The following is a 15409-nucleotide window of genomic DNA, read 5'->3' as shown; positions in this document are numbered from 1 at the left end:
CGATTCGGGATTGTGGGTGAACCGTGAATCCGGTCAGTTGCCCGTGCACCCCCTGACGACATCGGGCGTGTTTTCATCTGCCCGTCATTCGCATCGGCATCACCCGTGGACCCCGATTTGAGCACTTCCAGTCCCAGCCCTGAATTGGCCGCCGGCCTGCCTGCCGCCATCGCCGAGCCGTTCCTGGATCCTGCGATGTACCACGAGATCTTCCATAACGTGGACGCGGGGTTCTGCGTCATCGACATGGTGTTCGATGGCGACAAAGCCGTCGATTACGTGATTCGCTCGACCAATGGCGCGTTCGAGCGCTACACCGGTCTGACCAACGCGGTGAATGTCTCCGTGCGCGGCATGCTCGCCGAGCATGAGCAGGAGTGGTTCGACCGCTACGGGCACGTTGCCCGCACCGGCAACCGTATCCATTTCGAAATGCAGGCCAAGGCGTTGCGGCGCTGGTATTCGGTGGACGCGTTCCGGGTCGGGCAACCGGAGCAGGCGCGGGTGGCGGTGCTGTTCATGGACATCACCGAACGCAAGCGCGTCGAGCGCGAGCTGGCCGAGAGCGAGGCGCGCTTCAGCGCACTGGCCGATGGCTTGCCGATGCCGGTCTGGGTGCTGGACGCGCAGGGTGTGGTGCGTTTCGTCAACAGCGCTTACGGCGAATTTTTCGGCATCGATATTTCCAGCGGCACGGTCTCGGCGTGGAGCGAATTGCTGCATCCGGACGATCTGTCGATCTTCCAGTTCGAACTGGCCGCTTCCCTGGAAGAACAGCGCGCGTTGCATGCGCTGGTACGTGCGCGCCGCCACGATGGCCAGTGGCGCTGGATCGAAATGGCCGCCACGCCGCGGTATTCGGCCGATGGTCGCTTTATCGGTCTTGCCGGCAGCAGTCCGGATGTCACCGAACAGCGCGAAATCGAATTGGCGCGCGAACAACTGCTCGAGTCCGAGCGCACTGCGCGCAACGAGGCCGAGAGCATGGCGCGGTTCAAGGACGAGTTCCTGGCCACGCTGTCGCACGAATTGCGCACGCCATTGACCACGATTCTGGGCTGGAGCGAACTGCTGCTGCAGCGGGTCGAAGAAGGCCAGCCCACCTACAAGGGCCTGTCGGTGATCGCCAGCAGCGCACGCGCGCAAAAGCGGCTGATCTCGGACATGCTCGATCTCAGCAGCATGCTGCTGGGCAAGGTGCAGCTGGAGGTCGAATCGCTGGATCTGGCCGAGCAGGTGCACGAAGCGCTGACTACCCAGGAACTGGCTGCCGAAGGCAAGGACCAAGTCCTGGAGGTGCACGTGCCGGCCACTCCGTGCCTGGTACTCGGCGATGCCACGCGGCTGCAGCAGGTGTTGTGGAATCTGCTCTCCAACGCGATCAAGTTCACGCCGGCACACGGCCGCATCGACGTCACCATCGAGCGCGACGACGGCCATCTGCTGGTGTCGGTACGCGACTCCGGCGACGGTATCGCCGCCGAATTCCTGCCGCATCTGTTCGGGCGCTTCCGCCAGGCAGACGGCACCACCACGCGCCAGCACGGCGGTCTGGGCCTGGGCCTGGCGATCGTGCAGCAATTGGTGGAAATGCATGGCGGCCAGGTGGGCGCCACCAGTGGCGGGCGCGGCAAGGGCGCCACGTTTACCGTGCGCCTGCCCGAGCACATTCCCGATCAGGCCAAACGGCCGCGGCGCGAGCTGCGTCGGCGGCTGATGTCCGAGCAGATCATCGAAGCACGTGCGCTCAATGGCCTGCGTCTGCTGGCAGTGGAAGATCAGCCGGACATGCTCGATTACCTGCGCCGCCTGCTGGAAGAGCAGGGCGCCGAAGTGGTCACCGCCGGCAGCGCTACCGATGCACTGGCGCTGATCGATCATCGCGGTTACGCACGCTTCGATCTGATGCTCACCGACATCGGCATGCCGGGCATGGATGGCTACGGACTGATCCGCACCGTGCGCGAAAACCTGGGGCTGGACGCCAGTGCATTGCCGGCGGTGGCAGTGACCGCACTGGCACGCGACGACGATCGCAAGCGCGCGCTGGACTCCGGTTTCCAGGAGCATCTGGCCAAGCCCTACAGCGTTGCGCAACTTGTCACCGCTGTGCGCGCGGCGCGCGAATCGGTGGATTGACCCACGCGCGGCATCCACGTCGCGCGATCATGCGTAGCCAGGCAATTGCATAAGCAAGACGCTGTTTTGTGCGTCTTTCACAGCCAGTGGCCTAGCGTGGCAACTTCTTCTTCGGAGATGCCACGATGTCCAAATACGCCCCGCACGTTTATTCGGAACAGGTACAGATCGCAACGCTCGAACACTGGGTGTCGCTGCTCGGTGGTCAGGAGCGTGTGCAGATCGAACTGGACGATGGCAGCACCATCAGCGGCACGGTTGCCGTGCGCCCGACCATCCAGACCTATCTGGACGCTCAGCAGCGCGAAGGCATCAACGGCCAATTGCGCCTGGATCATCTGGATGCAGCGCAGGAACCGCAGTGGATCTGGATGGATCGCATCGTGGCGGTGCACCCGCTCCCAGTGGGCGCCGCTCCGCAACCTACGCCCTGAAACGCCTGCATTGACGATGTGTTTACTTCTCAACGTGGTGTTGACGGCATGATGGCCGATTGTCGCAACTGTTCAGGATTGCCCTCGCAATGAATGCACCCTCGTTGAAGCTCGCTCGTTGGCCGCTGTCGTTACTGACTGTCGCCGTTCTCGCCGCCTGCGGCGATACCGCCACGCTTGCCATCGAACAGGGAACCGGACCCAACCCGCAATTGCCCGAGCCGGTCAAACGCCTGATCCCCACGGTCAAGGTGGCGCCGGTCAAACGCTGGACCGAGAATGCCAAGCCGATCGCTGCCGACGATCTGCAGGTCGCCGCGTTCGCGCGCGATCTCGACCACCCACGTTGGGTTTATGTGCTGCCAAATGGCGATGTGCTGGTGGCCGAAACTGCAGAACCGCCCAAGCCGGACGATGCCGAAGGTGGTGGCGGGATCCGCAAGAAAGTGCAGGGCGCGATGATGAGCAAGGCCGGCGCCGTGGTGCCCAGCGCCAATCGCATCACGCTGCTGCGCGACGTCGATGGCGACGGTGTGGCCGAGGTGCGCACGCAATTTGTCAGCGGCCTGTTTTCGCCGTTCGGCATGGCCTTGGTCGGCGATCGTTTCTATGTCGCCAATGCCGACGCGCTGGTGAGCTTTCCGTACAAGGCCGGCGACACGCATATCACCGCCAAGCCGACCTTCGTGGCCAATCTGCCTGGCGGTCTGAATCACCATTGGACCAAGTCGCTGCTGGCCAGCGCTGATGGCAGCAAGCTGTATGTGGGCGTGGGCTCCAACAGCAATGTGGCCGAAAACGGCATGGAAGCCGAGCTCAACCGCGCGGCGATTCTGGAGATCGACCCGGCCACCGGCAGCAGCCGCGTGTTCGCCAGCGGCCTGCGCAATCCGGTCGGCACCGCGTGGGAGCCGCAGAGCAAATCGCTGTGGGTGGTGGTGAACGAGCGCGATGAAATCGGCAGCGATCTGGTGCCTGATTATCTGACCTCGGTGCGCGATGGCGGCTTCTACGGCTGGCCTTACAGCTATTACGGCCAGCACGTGGACGAGCGGGTCAAGCCGCAGAATGCCGAACTGGTGGCCAAGGCGATCAAGCCCGATTACGCACTCGGGCCGCATACCGCCTCGCTCGGTCTGAGCTTTGCCAGCGGTACGTTGCTCCCCGAGCGCTTCCGCCAGGGCGCTTTCATCGGCCAGCATGGCTCATGGAATCGCGATCCGCCCAGCGGCTACAAGGTGCTGTTCGTGCCGTTCGTCGACGGCAAGCCCAACGGCACGCCGATCACCGTGCTGGACGGTTTTCTCGACGCCGAAGGCAATGCACAGGGCCGTCCGGTCGGCGTGGCGCCCGACAATAGCGGCGCGCTGCTGGTGGCCGACGATGTGGGCAATGTGATCTGGCGGGTGACTCCGAAGGCACGCTGATCCCAATGCGCTGATCCAGGCGTTCAAACAAAAAACCGGGCCCGGGCCCGGTTTTTTCATGCGCGTTCTCACTCAAACACAATCAGGTCGCTTAAGCGCAATTAGCGCGGCGCCTCCGGAGACGCACTGAAGCGACGCGCGTAGCCACGCTCCTCGGTGATCCGGCTGATGTCATCGTCGGCCATTTCCGGTGCGCCATAGACCGCATAGGCCAAGCTGCCATCGTCGCGTTCGCCCACCTGATGCAGGCGATAACGCGGCCGGCCGGCGCCGGTGTTTTCGGGGTAATGCAACGGTGGCGGGGTGTCGTCCAGATCCATTTCGCTGTTGTCGACAACTCCACCTACGAACAAGGCTCGCATCGCGTCTCTCCGGTGTGGGCGTGCTTTCAGCCTAGGCGGGCAGATGTTGCGTACGCATCAATAGTCCGTATAGACATTGGAAGGCATGCCGCTGCTAGGTCACGCAATTGGAATCGGCTTGGAGTGGCTGACAGAACTATTTCACGTTGGTCGATTGCAAAGCGGAGGATTTGGCCTTCCCTGCAGAGCGGCTGATCTGCGGGTTTGCTGCAGAGCCCTTGCCGGCCCACCATCGCGGGACACGCCGCAAGTACGTCCATGTAGGCTCTTACGCGGCATCCATGCCGCGTAAGGTCCCGCGACGGTGGGCGGGCAAGGACCAGTGGAGATGGTCGGTGTGCATGTTTTCAAGCAACCAACAAACTTTCTGGTGCGGTGTCCTCGCCGCTTGCGGGACCGTGTGGCGGCATGGATGCCGCTACCGAGCCTACATGGACGTACTTGCGGCGTGTCCCGCGAGCGGTGAGGACACCGCGCATTCGACCACCAGGCTTGATCAAGCGGCGGCGCCGGGTAGCCGGCAGCGGTCCCTTACAATGGCCGCCTGTTTCCCGACCCGATGATCCGATGGCTGGCCCGCACGACGCCCCGCTTCAAACCCTGTTCCTGCCCTTCGCCCAGGGTGTGCTGCCGTGGCCCAACGGCCCGGTGTTGTTCCTGCGCGCGCGTGATGGCTTTGCGCTGAGTGAGCATGCCGCCGCCGATACGCTGACCTGCGAGCAGAGCTTTCGGCCGTTCGCCGAGGCGCTGGAGCGTAGCGGCTGGAACGTGCGCGAAGAGAGCGAGATCGAAGCCGACAGCACGCGCTACGCACTGGTGCTGGTGCTGCCGCCGCGTCAGCGCGAAGAAGCGCGTGCGTTGTTTGCGCGCGCCGTGGCGCTGACCGCGCCGGGTGGCCGCGTGGTGGCCTGCCAGTCCAACAACGAGGGCGCGCGCTCGGGCGAAGCCGATCTGCGCCAGCTCACCGGCCTGGCCGGGAGTTTGACCAAGCACCATTGCCGCACCTACTGGAGCGCCCCGCTGCCTGCCGACACCGATGTGGCGCTGCAGGCGCGCTGGGCCGCGCTGGATGCGCCGCGCAAGATTCTGGACGGGCGCTTCGTCAGCCGCCCGGGCGTGTTCGCCTGGGACCGCATCGATCCTGCCTCTGCGCTGTTGGTCGAGCATCTGCCGCCCACGCTGGCCGGGCACGGCGCCGATCTGGGTGCGGGCTTTGGCTATCTGTCGGCCGAAGTGCTGGCGCGCTGCCCCAAGGTCACCGCGCTGGATCTGTACGAGGCCGAGGCGCGCGCACTCACTCTGGCGCAGCGCAATCTGCAGGGCATCGCGCATCCGGCGCAGCTGCAGTACCACTGGCACGACGTCACCGCCGGCCTGGTGGCGCAGTACGACTTCATCGTCAGCAATCCGCCGTTCCATACGCCCTCGCGTGCCGATCGCCCGGATATCGGGCAGCGCTTCATTTCGGTGGCCGCGCAGGCGCTGCGCCCGGGCGGGCAGTTGTTGCTGGTCGCCAACCGGCATCTGCCTTACGAATACGTGCTCAACGAAAGCTTCGGGCAGGTACGCGTGGCCGCCGAACGCCACGGTTTCAAGCTGATTTCTGCCATCCGCGGCCGTGGAGCGCGCGCATGAAGCTGGTCAAGCACATCGCCAATCTCGGTTATGGCAGCCGCAAGCAGGTGACCCAGCTGTTTCGCCAGGGCGCGGTCACCGATGTCCAGGGCGAGGTGCTGTATGCCGACGACCAGGTGGAGCACGACGCGATCCGCATCGATGGCGAGCCGCTGGATCCGCCGCCGGGTTTCAGCCTGTTGCTGCACAAACCCAGCGGCTACACCTGCTCGACCAAGGACACCGGCCGGCTGATCTACGAGTTACTACCACTGCGCTTCCGTTCGCGCGCGCCGGTGCTGGCACCGGTGGGGCGGCTGGATCGCGAAACCAGCGGCATGCTGCTGATGACCGACGACGGCGCGCTGCTGCACCGGATCATTTCGCCCAAGTCCGCATTGGACAAGGTGTACGACGTCACCCTGACCGAAGACTTGCGTGGCGACGAAGCTGCGCTGTTTTCCAGCGGCACATTGCTGCTGGAGGGCGAAACCAAACCATTGCTGCCGGCCGAACTGGATGTACTCGGGCCACGCGAAGCGCGCCTGACCTTGCACGAGGGGCGCTACCACCAGGTGCGGCGCATGTTTGCCGCCGCCGGCAATCATGTGGTGGCGCTGCACCGCAGCCGCATTGGCGGGCTGTCGCTGGAAGGCCTGCCGTCCGGGCAATGGCGCACGCTGGAAGCGCCCGATCTTGAGGTGTTGTTCGGCCGCAGCGAGCAGGCATGATCCATCCGCCAAAGGTCCCGCAAACAGTGAGAACACCGCGCCGCCAAGGTGTTCGTGTGCTGATGGGAACCAGGAAGACGGCCGCGCTCGCCTGGCGGTGCACGTCATTTTGTCGCCCCGCTCCAAGTAGCTGACCTGCGCCAGACTTTAGACGTACTGCATCTTGCGCGACATGCCGCCATCGACGACGAAATCCTGGCCGGTCACAAAGCCGGACAGCTGCGGCGACAGCAGATACACCGCCAGCTGCGCGATGTCTTCCGGCGTGCCCACCCGGCCGGCCGGGTGTTGTGCATGGTCGCGACGCGACAGTTTGGGCATGCGCCTGCGCTGCGGTGCACGCCAGGCATCGGTGCTGATCCAGCCCGGGCTGATGCTGTTGACGCGCACTTGCGGGCCTTCGCTCAGCGCCAATGCGTGGGTGAAGGCCACCAGGCCGCCCTTGGCGGCGGCATAGGCTTCGCTATGCGGCTCCGATTGCCAGGCGCGGGTGGAGGCGATATTGACGATCGCGCCGCCGCCCTCGGCTTGCGCCAGTGCGGGCAAGGCCTGCTTGCTGCACAAAAATGCGCCATGCAGGCTCGCCAGCCGGCGATTCCACTCGTCCCACTCCAGTTGCGGCAATGGCGCGACATGCGGATCGGCCACGCCTGCGTTGTTGACCAGGCCATCGAGGCGACCGAAGCGTTTCAGTGCGGCGGCGATCAAGCGTGTTGCCTGGGGTTTGCGCGCCGCATCGCAACGGACGAAGGCGCTGCGTTGCGGCAGTGCCCATTCGTGCAGACAGGCCTTGCCGGCCTCCGCATCCAGATCGCCGATCACCACGCTGCCGCCTGCGCCCAGCACCGCCTGTGCAATGCCGCGGCCGATGCCTTGCGCGCCACCGGTGATCACTACCACGCGGTCCTGCAGCGGGGACGGGTTCCATGCGGAAACAGCCGGAATCAAGGGCATCGGAGCATCGCGTCAGTGAGTTGGTCGGCACTGTAACGCGTGCGTTGTGGTTGCCGCAGCAAGACGTGCGCGGGGTCTGTCGCTGCATCGGCGGCGCCCGCCTGCGTGGGCCTTGTCTCGGCTGATCAGTGCGTCGATGCGTTCAACAGACGTTCCCAGCCGTCCTGGCCCAGGCGTTCCAGCGTCTCGATATTGCGCTCGACGATTACGTCCGGGTCGGGGAAGGCGGCCACCGCACGCTCCACGCTGTCTTCGCGCAGCAGGTGCAAGGTGGGGAAGGGCGAGCGGTTGGTGAAGTTGGCCACATCGTCCACGGCCGCGCCTGCGAACTGATAGTCCGGATGGAAGCTGGCCACCTGCAACACGCCATCCAGATCCAGCGCTTCCACGGCCGCATCGGCGTTGTCGAGGAAGTCGTTGTAGTCCAGGAAATCGGTGAGCACGTCCGGGTGCACGATCAAGGTTGTGTCGATCTGCTCGGCCGGGGTGTCGCGCAGCAACACCAGTTCTTCGGCCAGTTGTTCGAGCAGCGCTTCGGGCGTGCTGGCGTCGCTGAGGACCAGGCGCACCTGCTCCTTGACGTAGACCGCCTTGGCGAACGGGCACAGGTTCAAACCGATCACCGCGCGCTCGATCCACTGGCGGGTGGCGGTCAACGGGTCAAGCGTGGAAGGCGTGGACGTCATCGTGGCGGCGGCGGGATGGAGCGCCAGTGTATGCGATCGGTGTTTTCGCGGCCGCGCGCGGATGATGTTCGACCAGAATGCCAAGGATGCGGCGTTGCGCGGGCGTGGATCGGTCAATGGCGCCTGCGCCGCGCAGACCTGATCGAGCAGTGCAGGGTCGGCGGGCCGGATGCCGGGCGACCATGCGACGACCGCAGCTACCGCATCGGGCTGTTGCGCCGCAAGCCATAACCCCAGCGTGCCGCCCATGGACGAGCCGACGATCGCCACGCGTTCGCCCATCCGCTGCGCCTGCGCAAACGCCTCCAGAGCAGAGGCCTGCAACGCGGCAGGCGTGAGTCCTTGCATCGCATCGACTGCGCTGCATCCATGCCCAGGCCAACGATGCACGTACAGGTTGGCGCCCAACGCATCGGCCATCTGTTCGGGCAGTGCGCCGGCCTCGCCCGGGCTGGCGGTGAAGCCGTGCAGGTACAGCAGCGCCAGCGGCGTGCGTGTCTGCGCCGCATGTTGCCAGTGGCAGCGTGCGGCGTTGCCAGGCTTGAGGTCAGTGCTGTCGATGGTTAGCTCAGTCGCGGAAATTATCGAACTGCAGCGGAAGCTCGAAATCGGCCTTCTTCAGCAGCGCCATCGCATCTTGCAGATCGTCGCGCTTCTTGCCGCTCACACGCAGCTTGTCGCCATTGATCTGCGCTTCCACCTTGAGCTTGGCTTCCTTCAATTTGGCCACCAGCTGCTTGGCCTGCTTCTGCTCGATGCCCTGCTTGACGGTGACCTTCTGGCGCGCACCGGCCAGATTGGTTTCCATATCGCCGAACTCCAGGCAACGCACGTCGATGCCGCGGGCCAGCAGGCGTGCGCGCAGGATGTCGGTCATCTGCTTGACCTGGAAATCGCTGGGCGCGGACTGGTTGATCACCTTGTCGTCTTCCAGCTCGAACCTGGCTTCCACGCCCTTGAAATCGAAGCGCGTATCCAGCTCGCGATTGGCCTGATCCACCGCATTGGTCAGTTCGTGCTTGTCGACTTCGGAGATCACGTCGAAGGAAGGCATGCAAAGCTCCTGCTATCTGAAAACAGACGCCATTCTAGGGCATCGCGTCGTGCGTACTGTCGAGGCGGATGTTGGCGGTCGGTGCGCAGGCGCAGCGATAATGCGCCATGCCCAACACCCGTTCTCCGCTTCCCGCCATCGCCTGGATGGTGGCCGCCGTGGCCTGCTTCTCGCTGATGGATGCGGGCATGAAGCTGCTGTCTGCGCATTACCCACCGCTGCAGGTCACCTTGTTGCGTGGCGCCGCATCGCTGCCGTTCGTGCTGGTGTGGGTGTTCGCCACCGCCGGGCCGCGTTCGATCGTGCCGGTGCGCTGGGGGCTGCATCTGCTGCGCGGGGTGCTGGGCATGGTGATGATCGGCTGCTTCGTCTACGGCTTGAAGCGCATGCCGTTGTCCACCGCCTACACGTTGTATTTCGTCGCCCCGTTGCTGGTGGCGGCGCTGTCGGTGCCATTGCTGGGCGAGCATGTGGGCCCGCGACGCTGGACCGCCATTGGTATTGGCCTGGTCGGGGTCATCGTGGTGCTGCGCCCCGGGGTGGACGGGCTGATCTCGCTGCCCGGCCTGATGGTGCTGCTGGCGGCCACTGCCTACGCCATCGCGGCCATCACCGTGAGCTTGCTGACGCGTACCGATACCCCGCAGGCGATGGTGGTGTGGTTTTTGCTGTTCATGGCGATCGGTGCCGGCCTGCTGGCCATTCCCGGCTGGGTGCCGTTGCGGGGCGAGCACGCCTGGTTGATCGCCGGTATGGGCCTGGCCGGCGCGCTGGGGCAGATTGCGCTGACCCAGGCCTTCCTGCGCGGCGAGGCCTCGATGATCGCGCCGCTGGAATACACCGGCCTGGTCTGGGTGATCGGCTGGGATTGGCTGCTGTGGCAGACCCTGCCAGACAACTGGATCTGGACCGGCGCCGGCATCATCGTCGCCAGCGGGCTGTATTTGCTGCGCCGGGAGCGGATTCGGAAGGCCGACAGGCCGCCATCGTTGGATAGGCCGTGATTGGGGGATTGGGGATTGGGGATTCGCTAGAGCAACGGCAAGGCGCTTTGGCTGTTACGAATCCCTAATCCCGGATCCCCACTCCCTACCTTAGAACTCAATGGAATATCGTCCGCAAACATTGACTGGTAGGCTTCACGGCCCCCCAATCGGCCACGCGCGGTGATCCAGTTTCAGCGCCTGCACAAGTCTTATTCCGTTGACGGTCGCCAGATCGTGGCGCTGCACCCGCTCGATCTGCGGATCGGCCCCGGCGAAGTGTTCGGCATCATCGGCCATTCCGGCGCCGGCAAATCCACGTTGATCCGGCTGATCAACCGGCTGGAAGAACCCAGCGGCGGGCGCCTGCTGATCGGCGACGAGGACGTCACCGCGCTGGACAGCCAGGGCCTGCGCACGCTGCGCCGGCGTATCGGCATGATCTTCCAGCACTTCAACCTGCTGTCTTCGCGCACCGTGGCCGGCAATGTGGCGTTTCCGCTGGAACTGGCCGGCACCCCGCGCGCGGAGGTCGATGCGCGTGTGGCCGAGTTGCTGGCGCGGGTGGGGCTGGAACAGCACGCCAACAAGTACCCGGCGCAGTTGTCCGGCGGGCAGAAGCAGCGCGTGGGCATTGCGCGCGCGCTGGCCACCCGGCCGCAGATCCTGCTGTGCGACGAGGCCACCAGCGCGCTGGATCCGCAGACCACCGCCTCGGTGCTGCAACTGCTGGCGCAGATCAACCGCGAGCTGGGCCTGACCATCGTGTTGATCACCCATGAGATGGACGTGATCCGCCGCGTCTGCGACCGCGTGGCAGTGCTGGACGCCGGCAAGCTGGTCGAAACCGGGCCGGTGACCGAGGTGTTTCTGCATCCGCAGCATGCCACCACCCGGCGCTTCGTCTCCGAAGCCGAGCACGTGGACGAAGCCGAGCTGCATCGCGACTTCGCCGCGGTGGGCGGGCGCATCGTGCGGCTGACCTTCCTGGGCAACGGCACCTATGAACCGGTGCTTGGCCGCATCGCGCGCGAGACCGGCGTTGACTACAACATCCTGTCCGGGCGCGTGGACCGCATCAAGGACACCCCGTACGGCCAGCTCATCGTCGCCTTGACCGGCGGCGACCATAACGCGGCACGTGCCGGCTTCGTCGCAGCCGGTGTGCAAGTGGAGGATCTGCGCGTATGACTCTGTTGATCGCCGCTGCCGATGGGTTCTTCCGCAATCTCGATGCCGGCAAGTGGGGCGATATCGGCCAGGCCACGCTCGACACCTTGCTGATGCTGGCCGGCGCGCTGCCGCTGACGTTGTTGATCGGCCTGCCGCTGGGCGTGGCGCTGTTCCTGTGCGGCGCGCCCCAACTACGCCGCCGCCCGGTGCTGTACGGCGCACTCGCGGCGCTGATCAATCTGCTGCGCTCGGTGCCTTTCATCATCCTGATGATTGCGATGATTCCGCTCACGCTAATGCTGATGGGCACCTCGCTGGGCGTGCGCGGCGCGATCCTGCCGTTGGTGGTCGGCGCTGCACCGTTCTACGCGCGGCTGGTGGAAACCGCCTTGCGCGAGGTGGACCGCGGCATTATCGAAGCCAGCCAGGCGATGGGCGCCACCACGTGGCAGCTGGTGTTGCGCGTGCTGCTGCCCGAAGCGCGCCCGGGCCTGATCGCCGGCGCCACCGTGACCACCATCGCGCTGATCGGCTTCACTGCGATGGGCGGTGCGATCGGCTCCGGCGGCCTGGGCGATGTGGCCTATCGCGAAGGCTATTTGCGCTCGCATTCGGATGTCGCGCTGGTCACCGTGATCGCCTTGCTCGTGCTGGTGCAGCTGCTGCAGATGCTGGGCGACCGGCTGGTGGCGCGTTACAGCCGGCGCTGAGGTCGGCTGCGACCGGGTGCCGCGTGGCGCGGAGGGTCACGCACGAAACATGGGCTTGCGAATCGCCGCTGCACCCGCGGTCTGCTAGGTTTACCTCTTGCGGCAGTGCCGCATTCCTCCTCCCACGGATCCCTACATGAGCACATTCGCGTTTCGTTCCCTCCTGGCTGCGGCCACGCTGGCGTTGGCCTCCTGCGGCGGTAACGGTGGCAGCAGCGGCGGTGACACGCTGACCGTGGCCGCCACCGCAGTGCCGCATGCCGAGATCCTGGAGGTGGTCGAACCGCTGCTGGCCAAGCAGGGCGTCAAGCTGGACGTGCGCGTGTTCAACGACTACGTGCAGCCCAACGACCAGGTCGTACAGAAGCAGATCGACGTCAATTACTTCCAGACCGAGCCCTATCTGGACGCCTACAACCGCGACCGCAAGAGCCAGCTGGTGACCGTGGTCGGCGTGCATATCGAACCGTTCGGTGCGTATTCGCGCCGGTTCAAGACGCTGGCCGAACTGCCCACCGGCGCGGACGTGGTGATTCCCAACGACCCGAGCAACAACAGCCGCGCGCTGATCCTGCTCGACAAGGCCGGCGTGATCAAACTGAAGGATCCGAGCAACGCCCTGTCCAGCCAGCGCGACATCGTCGAGAACCCCAAGCAGCTGAAGTTCCGCGAGCTCGATTCGGCAATGCTGCCGCGCGTGCTCGATCAAGTCGATTTGGCGCTGATCAACACCAACTACGCACTCGACGCCGGGCTCAATCCGACCCGCGACGCGCTGGCGATCGAAAGCAAGGACTCGCCGTACGTGAACTTCCTGGTGGCCCGCCCGGACAACAAGGACGATGCGCGCGTGCAGAAACTCGCCAAGGCCTTGACCAGCCCGGAAGTGAAGGCCTTCATCGAGCAGAAGTACAAAGGCGCGGTGTTGCCGGCGTTTTAAGAGCGGTCATCAACACGGCTGTGCAGTGGCCAGGCGGGTGCGATCGGTAGCCGTCGCGGCATACATTTCTCGTGCACTGCGGTTCTGAGCGCGCCGTCCACCTCCGCCTGACGTGCGCCCCGCGACTTTTGCTAACCACTGTTCGCCGCAACTGAGCATCTGATGCCACTTCTCCTCGCTATTCCGCTGGCCGTGATCATCGCTCTGGCGGTGTTCGCGGTGCTGTTTCCGTTGTCGCTGGTGCAGCGCTTCCGTGTCGGTACTGCGCGGCGACAGGCCCGTAGCTGGTTGTTGATGATCAATCTGGCCTCGGCTGCGCTCTCCAACGTGTTGTTCGTCATTTTCGCGCTGGTTGCTGCGGCGTTCTGGCCCGGCGCGATCAGCCACGCCGCATTCGGCTGGGCCTGCGGGCTGGCCTTGGGTCTGCTGGCATTGCGGTTGACCCGCTTCGAACGTACCCAGCAGGGCCTGTTTTACCGGCCCAATCTGTGGCTGGTGCTCGCAGTGACGGCGTTGGTGGTGGTACGCGTCATCGCCGGCATGGTGCAGGGCTGGCGCAGCGCCTGGCAGGGCGTGGCCTGGCCCACGGAAGGCTGGCTCAGTCATGCCAGTCTGCTGGGCGCGGCCGGCGTATTGCTTGGTTATGCGCTCGCGTATGCCACCTTGCTGTGGTGGCGTTGGCGCAGTGCGCGCCTGCGCGGTAGCGTTTACTGGCGGTGATCCTTAAATTGAAGCCTTACCAACGCACAATTCCGAAATAACTGGCGTTTCTACAAACCTCGACTTTCAAGAAGTGCTCAGATTGTATATCACTAGGTACCATTTATCCGGTCAGGATGAGTAGTACTAAGGTGTAACCACTGTTACTGCCAGCCCTCTCGGTGCTGGCAGTAACAATTTCAAGTATGCCTAATTAATTAAATGCTTCCGCAGCTTTGAGCATCTGCGCGTCTGCTGGTGCTATGCGAATGGCACTTAGGCAATCTGGAGAGGTTTCCGGGAACGAGAACTCCATCTTCTCCTGGATTTTAACAACGGCTAAAGTTAATGTTTCTGAACTACTCTGTCCTCTCGGAATATTTGAAATCAGATAATTTGGGTATTGGCTCTTAAAGTCCTGGCGAGAGACGCAGGAACCTTCCAGACTGAGTAAGACTGATTCGATATTTTTTTATCGGCTGATATTGATATGGAAGAGTCCTTGGCAGTCAGATGATCGCCTATTTTTAATATTCCTCCGCTAACTTTATACGTTCCTTCGTTTTTCAGGCTCGGCATCGAAATTCTGGCTCCAGGCCATGAATTAATAAATTCAGAGGGTGATTTTTTGAGATTTCTCGAAATTTCTTCGGCTAGTTCAAACGTACGAGCAGCATCCGCTGCTGTCGCTGCTGTCGCTGCTGTCGCTGCTGTCGCTGTTGAAATCTTAGTTGCATATAATGAAGGTGCAATCAGAGCAGCAAGCAGCGTTATTGTAAGGCGGGAATATGATGATCTGTTAAGGAAGTTTGTCATACTGCTCTCCATAATATACGTTATAGTTCTGTCCTGTGGTTGAGGTTACGTTGTTCGCGCAGAAAGATTTTCCAACGTTTGATGCGACATTAGGTCCTCCAGCATAGTAAACCCCAAAAAGCTGATCGGGATTTGATGCTGCAAGCTTAATGTCTATGCTATTTTGAGTGGAACTCCATATTTCATTCCTTGCAACTATCTTATTTGTTACGGCAAGTCCTTCCATCTTGCATGCTTCATCTATATATGCTTACCGAGTCGTTTTGGCAAACGAATAATTGAATTTCACATGGCCAAATTCATGGGCTAGGGCTGAGACTGTAAAATACATGCCCGGCATATCTTGACTCGCGCAGCTATAATTTCGGATATATACAACTTTATTTGGCATGTCCGTATAGCTGGCCGAGCCGTAAGCGATCTTGAAAGTGGTGCTGCTGTTTATCTGTCCAGTAAGTGTCGTTGATTGGGAAGTTATAAAGTCAATGCAGGTTCCAAGTCCTGTGGTAGGGACGGTTGTCTGAGCCTGAGCTCCAAAGGAAACGAGTGCAGGAAGAAATATCGCTGCCGCATGGCATCTTATTCTCATGGTATATCCATATTTAATTGAAGAAGTCGCGCTGATTTCTACGCGATCTACCCCCCGCAACGAAATCCTAAACGTAAAATTCCCTTCGAACTGAGGTT

General features: G+C 63.0%; 15 protein-coding genes and 2 pseudogenes. 10 read left to right on the top strand and 7 right to left on the bottom strand.

What is annotated here, in order from left to right:
• Positions 1-105 precede the first annotated feature (105 nt).
• From NDY25_RS07300 to NDY25_RS07290, 3 genes are all read left to right on the top strand, one after another.
• On the top strand, positions 106-2139 hold the full coding sequence (locus NDY25_RS07300) for a PAS domain-containing hybrid sensor histidine kinase/response regulator (RefSeq protein WP_168957217.1): 2034 nt from the start codon (positions 106-108) through the stop codon (positions 2137-2139).
• A 125-nt stretch (positions 2140-2264) separates the two neighbouring features.
• Positions 2265-2573, top strand: a complete 309-nt coding sequence (locus tag NDY25_RS07295; protein WP_168957216.1) for a DUF3247 family protein — start codon at positions 2265-2267, stop codon at positions 2571-2573.
• An 89-nt stretch (positions 2574-2662) separates the two neighbouring features.
• Positions 2663-4000 (top strand): PQQ-dependent sugar dehydrogenase, encoded by a 1338-nt coding sequence (locus tag NDY25_RS07290; protein WP_168957215.1) that lies wholly within the window; start codon positions 2663-2665, stop codon positions 3998-4000.
• A gap of 101 nt (positions 4001-4101) precedes the next feature.
• Here NDY25_RS07290 and NDY25_RS07285 read toward each other — a convergent pair whose 3' ends face one another.
• Complete coding sequence (locus tag NDY25_RS07285; protein WP_306308849.1) at positions 4102-4362, bottom strand: hypothetical protein; 261 nt, start codon at positions 4360-4362, stop codon at positions 4102-4104.
• Between the two features lie 567 nt (positions 4363-4929).
• On the opposite strand from NDY25_RS07285, the gene NDY25_RS07280 reads away from it, so the two are divergent.
• Both NDY25_RS07280 and NDY25_RS07275 read left to right on the top strand, forming a co-directional pair.
• Positions 4930-5997: a class I SAM-dependent methyltransferase gene (locus NDY25_RS07280; RefSeq protein WP_168957214.1), complete on the top strand. Its 1068-nt coding sequence runs from the start codon at positions 4930-4932 to the stop codon at positions 5995-5997.
• Complete coding sequence (locus NDY25_RS07275) at positions 5994-6707, top strand: pseudouridine synthase (RefSeq protein ID WP_168957213.1); 714 nt, start codon at positions 5994-5996, stop codon at positions 6705-6707. The genes NDY25_RS07280 and NDY25_RS07275 overlap by 4 nt, the downstream gene beginning before the upstream one ends.
• Positions 6708-6854: 147 nt before the next feature.
• Here the strand turns inward: NDY25_RS07275 and NDY25_RS07270 are convergent, their stop codons facing one another.
• From NDY25_RS07270 to NDY25_RS07260, 4 genes and pseudogenes are all read right to left on the bottom strand, one after another.
• Positions 6855-7661 (bottom strand): SDR family oxidoreductase, encoded by an 807-nt coding sequence (locus NDY25_RS07270; RefSeq protein ID WP_168957212.1) that lies wholly within the window; start codon positions 7659-7661, stop codon positions 6855-6857.
• Between the two features lie 125 nt (positions 7662-7786).
• Positions 7787-8347, bottom strand: a complete 561-nt coding sequence (locus tag NDY25_RS22925) for a DUF1415 domain-containing protein (protein WP_006450406.1) — start codon at positions 8345-8347, stop codon at positions 7787-7789.
• 60 nt (positions 8348-8407) lie between these two features.
• A pseudogene (locus NDY25_RS22920) lies at positions 8408-8908 on the bottom strand (alpha/beta hydrolase); the annotation flags it as partial.
• A 7-nt stretch (positions 8909-8915) separates the two neighbouring features.
• Positions 8916-9401 (bottom strand): YajQ family cyclic di-GMP-binding protein, encoded by a 486-nt coding sequence (locus NDY25_RS07260; RefSeq protein ID WP_006450408.1) that lies wholly within the window; start codon positions 9399-9401, stop codon positions 8916-8918.
• A gap of 107 nt (positions 9402-9508) precedes the next feature.
• On the opposite strand from NDY25_RS07260, the gene NDY25_RS07255 reads away from it, so the two are divergent.
• The 5 genes from NDY25_RS07255 to NDY25_RS07235 all read left to right on the top strand — a co-directional run bounded on the left by NDY25_RS07255 (position 9509) and on the right by NDY25_RS07235 (position 13927).
• A complete protein-coding gene (locus NDY25_RS07255; RefSeq protein ID WP_168957211.1) occupies positions 9509-10405 on the top strand; it encodes a DMT family transporter in 897 nt (298 codons plus the stop codon).
• A gap of 162 nt (positions 10406-10567) precedes the next feature.
• Positions 10568-11575: a methionine ABC transporter ATP-binding protein gene (locus tag NDY25_RS07250; RefSeq protein WP_023902439.1), complete on the top strand. Its 1008-nt coding sequence runs from the start codon at positions 10568-10570 to the stop codon at positions 11573-11575.
• Entirely contained in the window at positions 11572-12267 is a 696-nt protein-coding gene (locus NDY25_RS07245; RefSeq protein WP_168957210.1) for a methionine ABC transporter permease, read from the top strand. The genes NDY25_RS07250 and NDY25_RS07245 overlap by 4 nt, the downstream gene beginning before the upstream one ends.
• A 136-nt stretch (positions 12268-12403) precedes the next feature.
• Positions 12404-13207: a MetQ/NlpA family ABC transporter substrate-binding protein gene (locus tag NDY25_RS07240; protein WP_006450412.1), complete on the top strand. Its 804-nt coding sequence runs from the start codon at positions 12404-12406 to the stop codon at positions 13205-13207.
• Positions 13208-13369: 162 nt separating this feature from the next.
• Complete coding sequence (locus NDY25_RS07235) at positions 13370-13927, top strand: CcdC protein domain-containing protein (protein WP_168957209.1); 558 nt, start codon at positions 13370-13372, stop codon at positions 13925-13927.
• Positions 13928-14293: 366 nt separating this feature from the next.
• Here the strand turns inward: NDY25_RS07235 and NDY25_RS07230 are convergent, their stop codons facing one another.
• Together NDY25_RS07230 and NDY25_RS23115 are read right to left on the bottom strand one after the other, a co-directional pair.
• The gene (locus tag NDY25_RS07230; protein WP_256627855.1) at positions 14294-14722 is read right to left on the bottom strand and encodes a hypothetical protein; all 429 of its coding nucleotides are present in this window, start codon (positions 14720-14722) and stop codon (positions 14294-14296) included.
• Positions 14706-15311: pseudogene (locus NDY25_RS23115) on the bottom strand (hypothetical protein). The gene NDY25_RS07230 and the pseudogene NDY25_RS23115 overlap by 17 nt, the downstream one beginning before the upstream one ends.
• Positions 15312-15409 lie beyond the last annotated feature (98 nt).

The sequence above is a fragment of the Xanthomonas hortorum pv. pelargonii genome (assembly GCF_024499015.1).
In the GTDB taxonomy this organism is placed as follows: Bacteria; Pseudomonadota; Gammaproteobacteria; order Xanthomonadales; family Xanthomonadaceae; genus Xanthomonas; species Xanthomonas hortorum_B.
The sequence above is the reverse complement of the archived record's forward strand: the minus strand, read 5'-3'. Positions and strand labels throughout refer to the sequence as shown.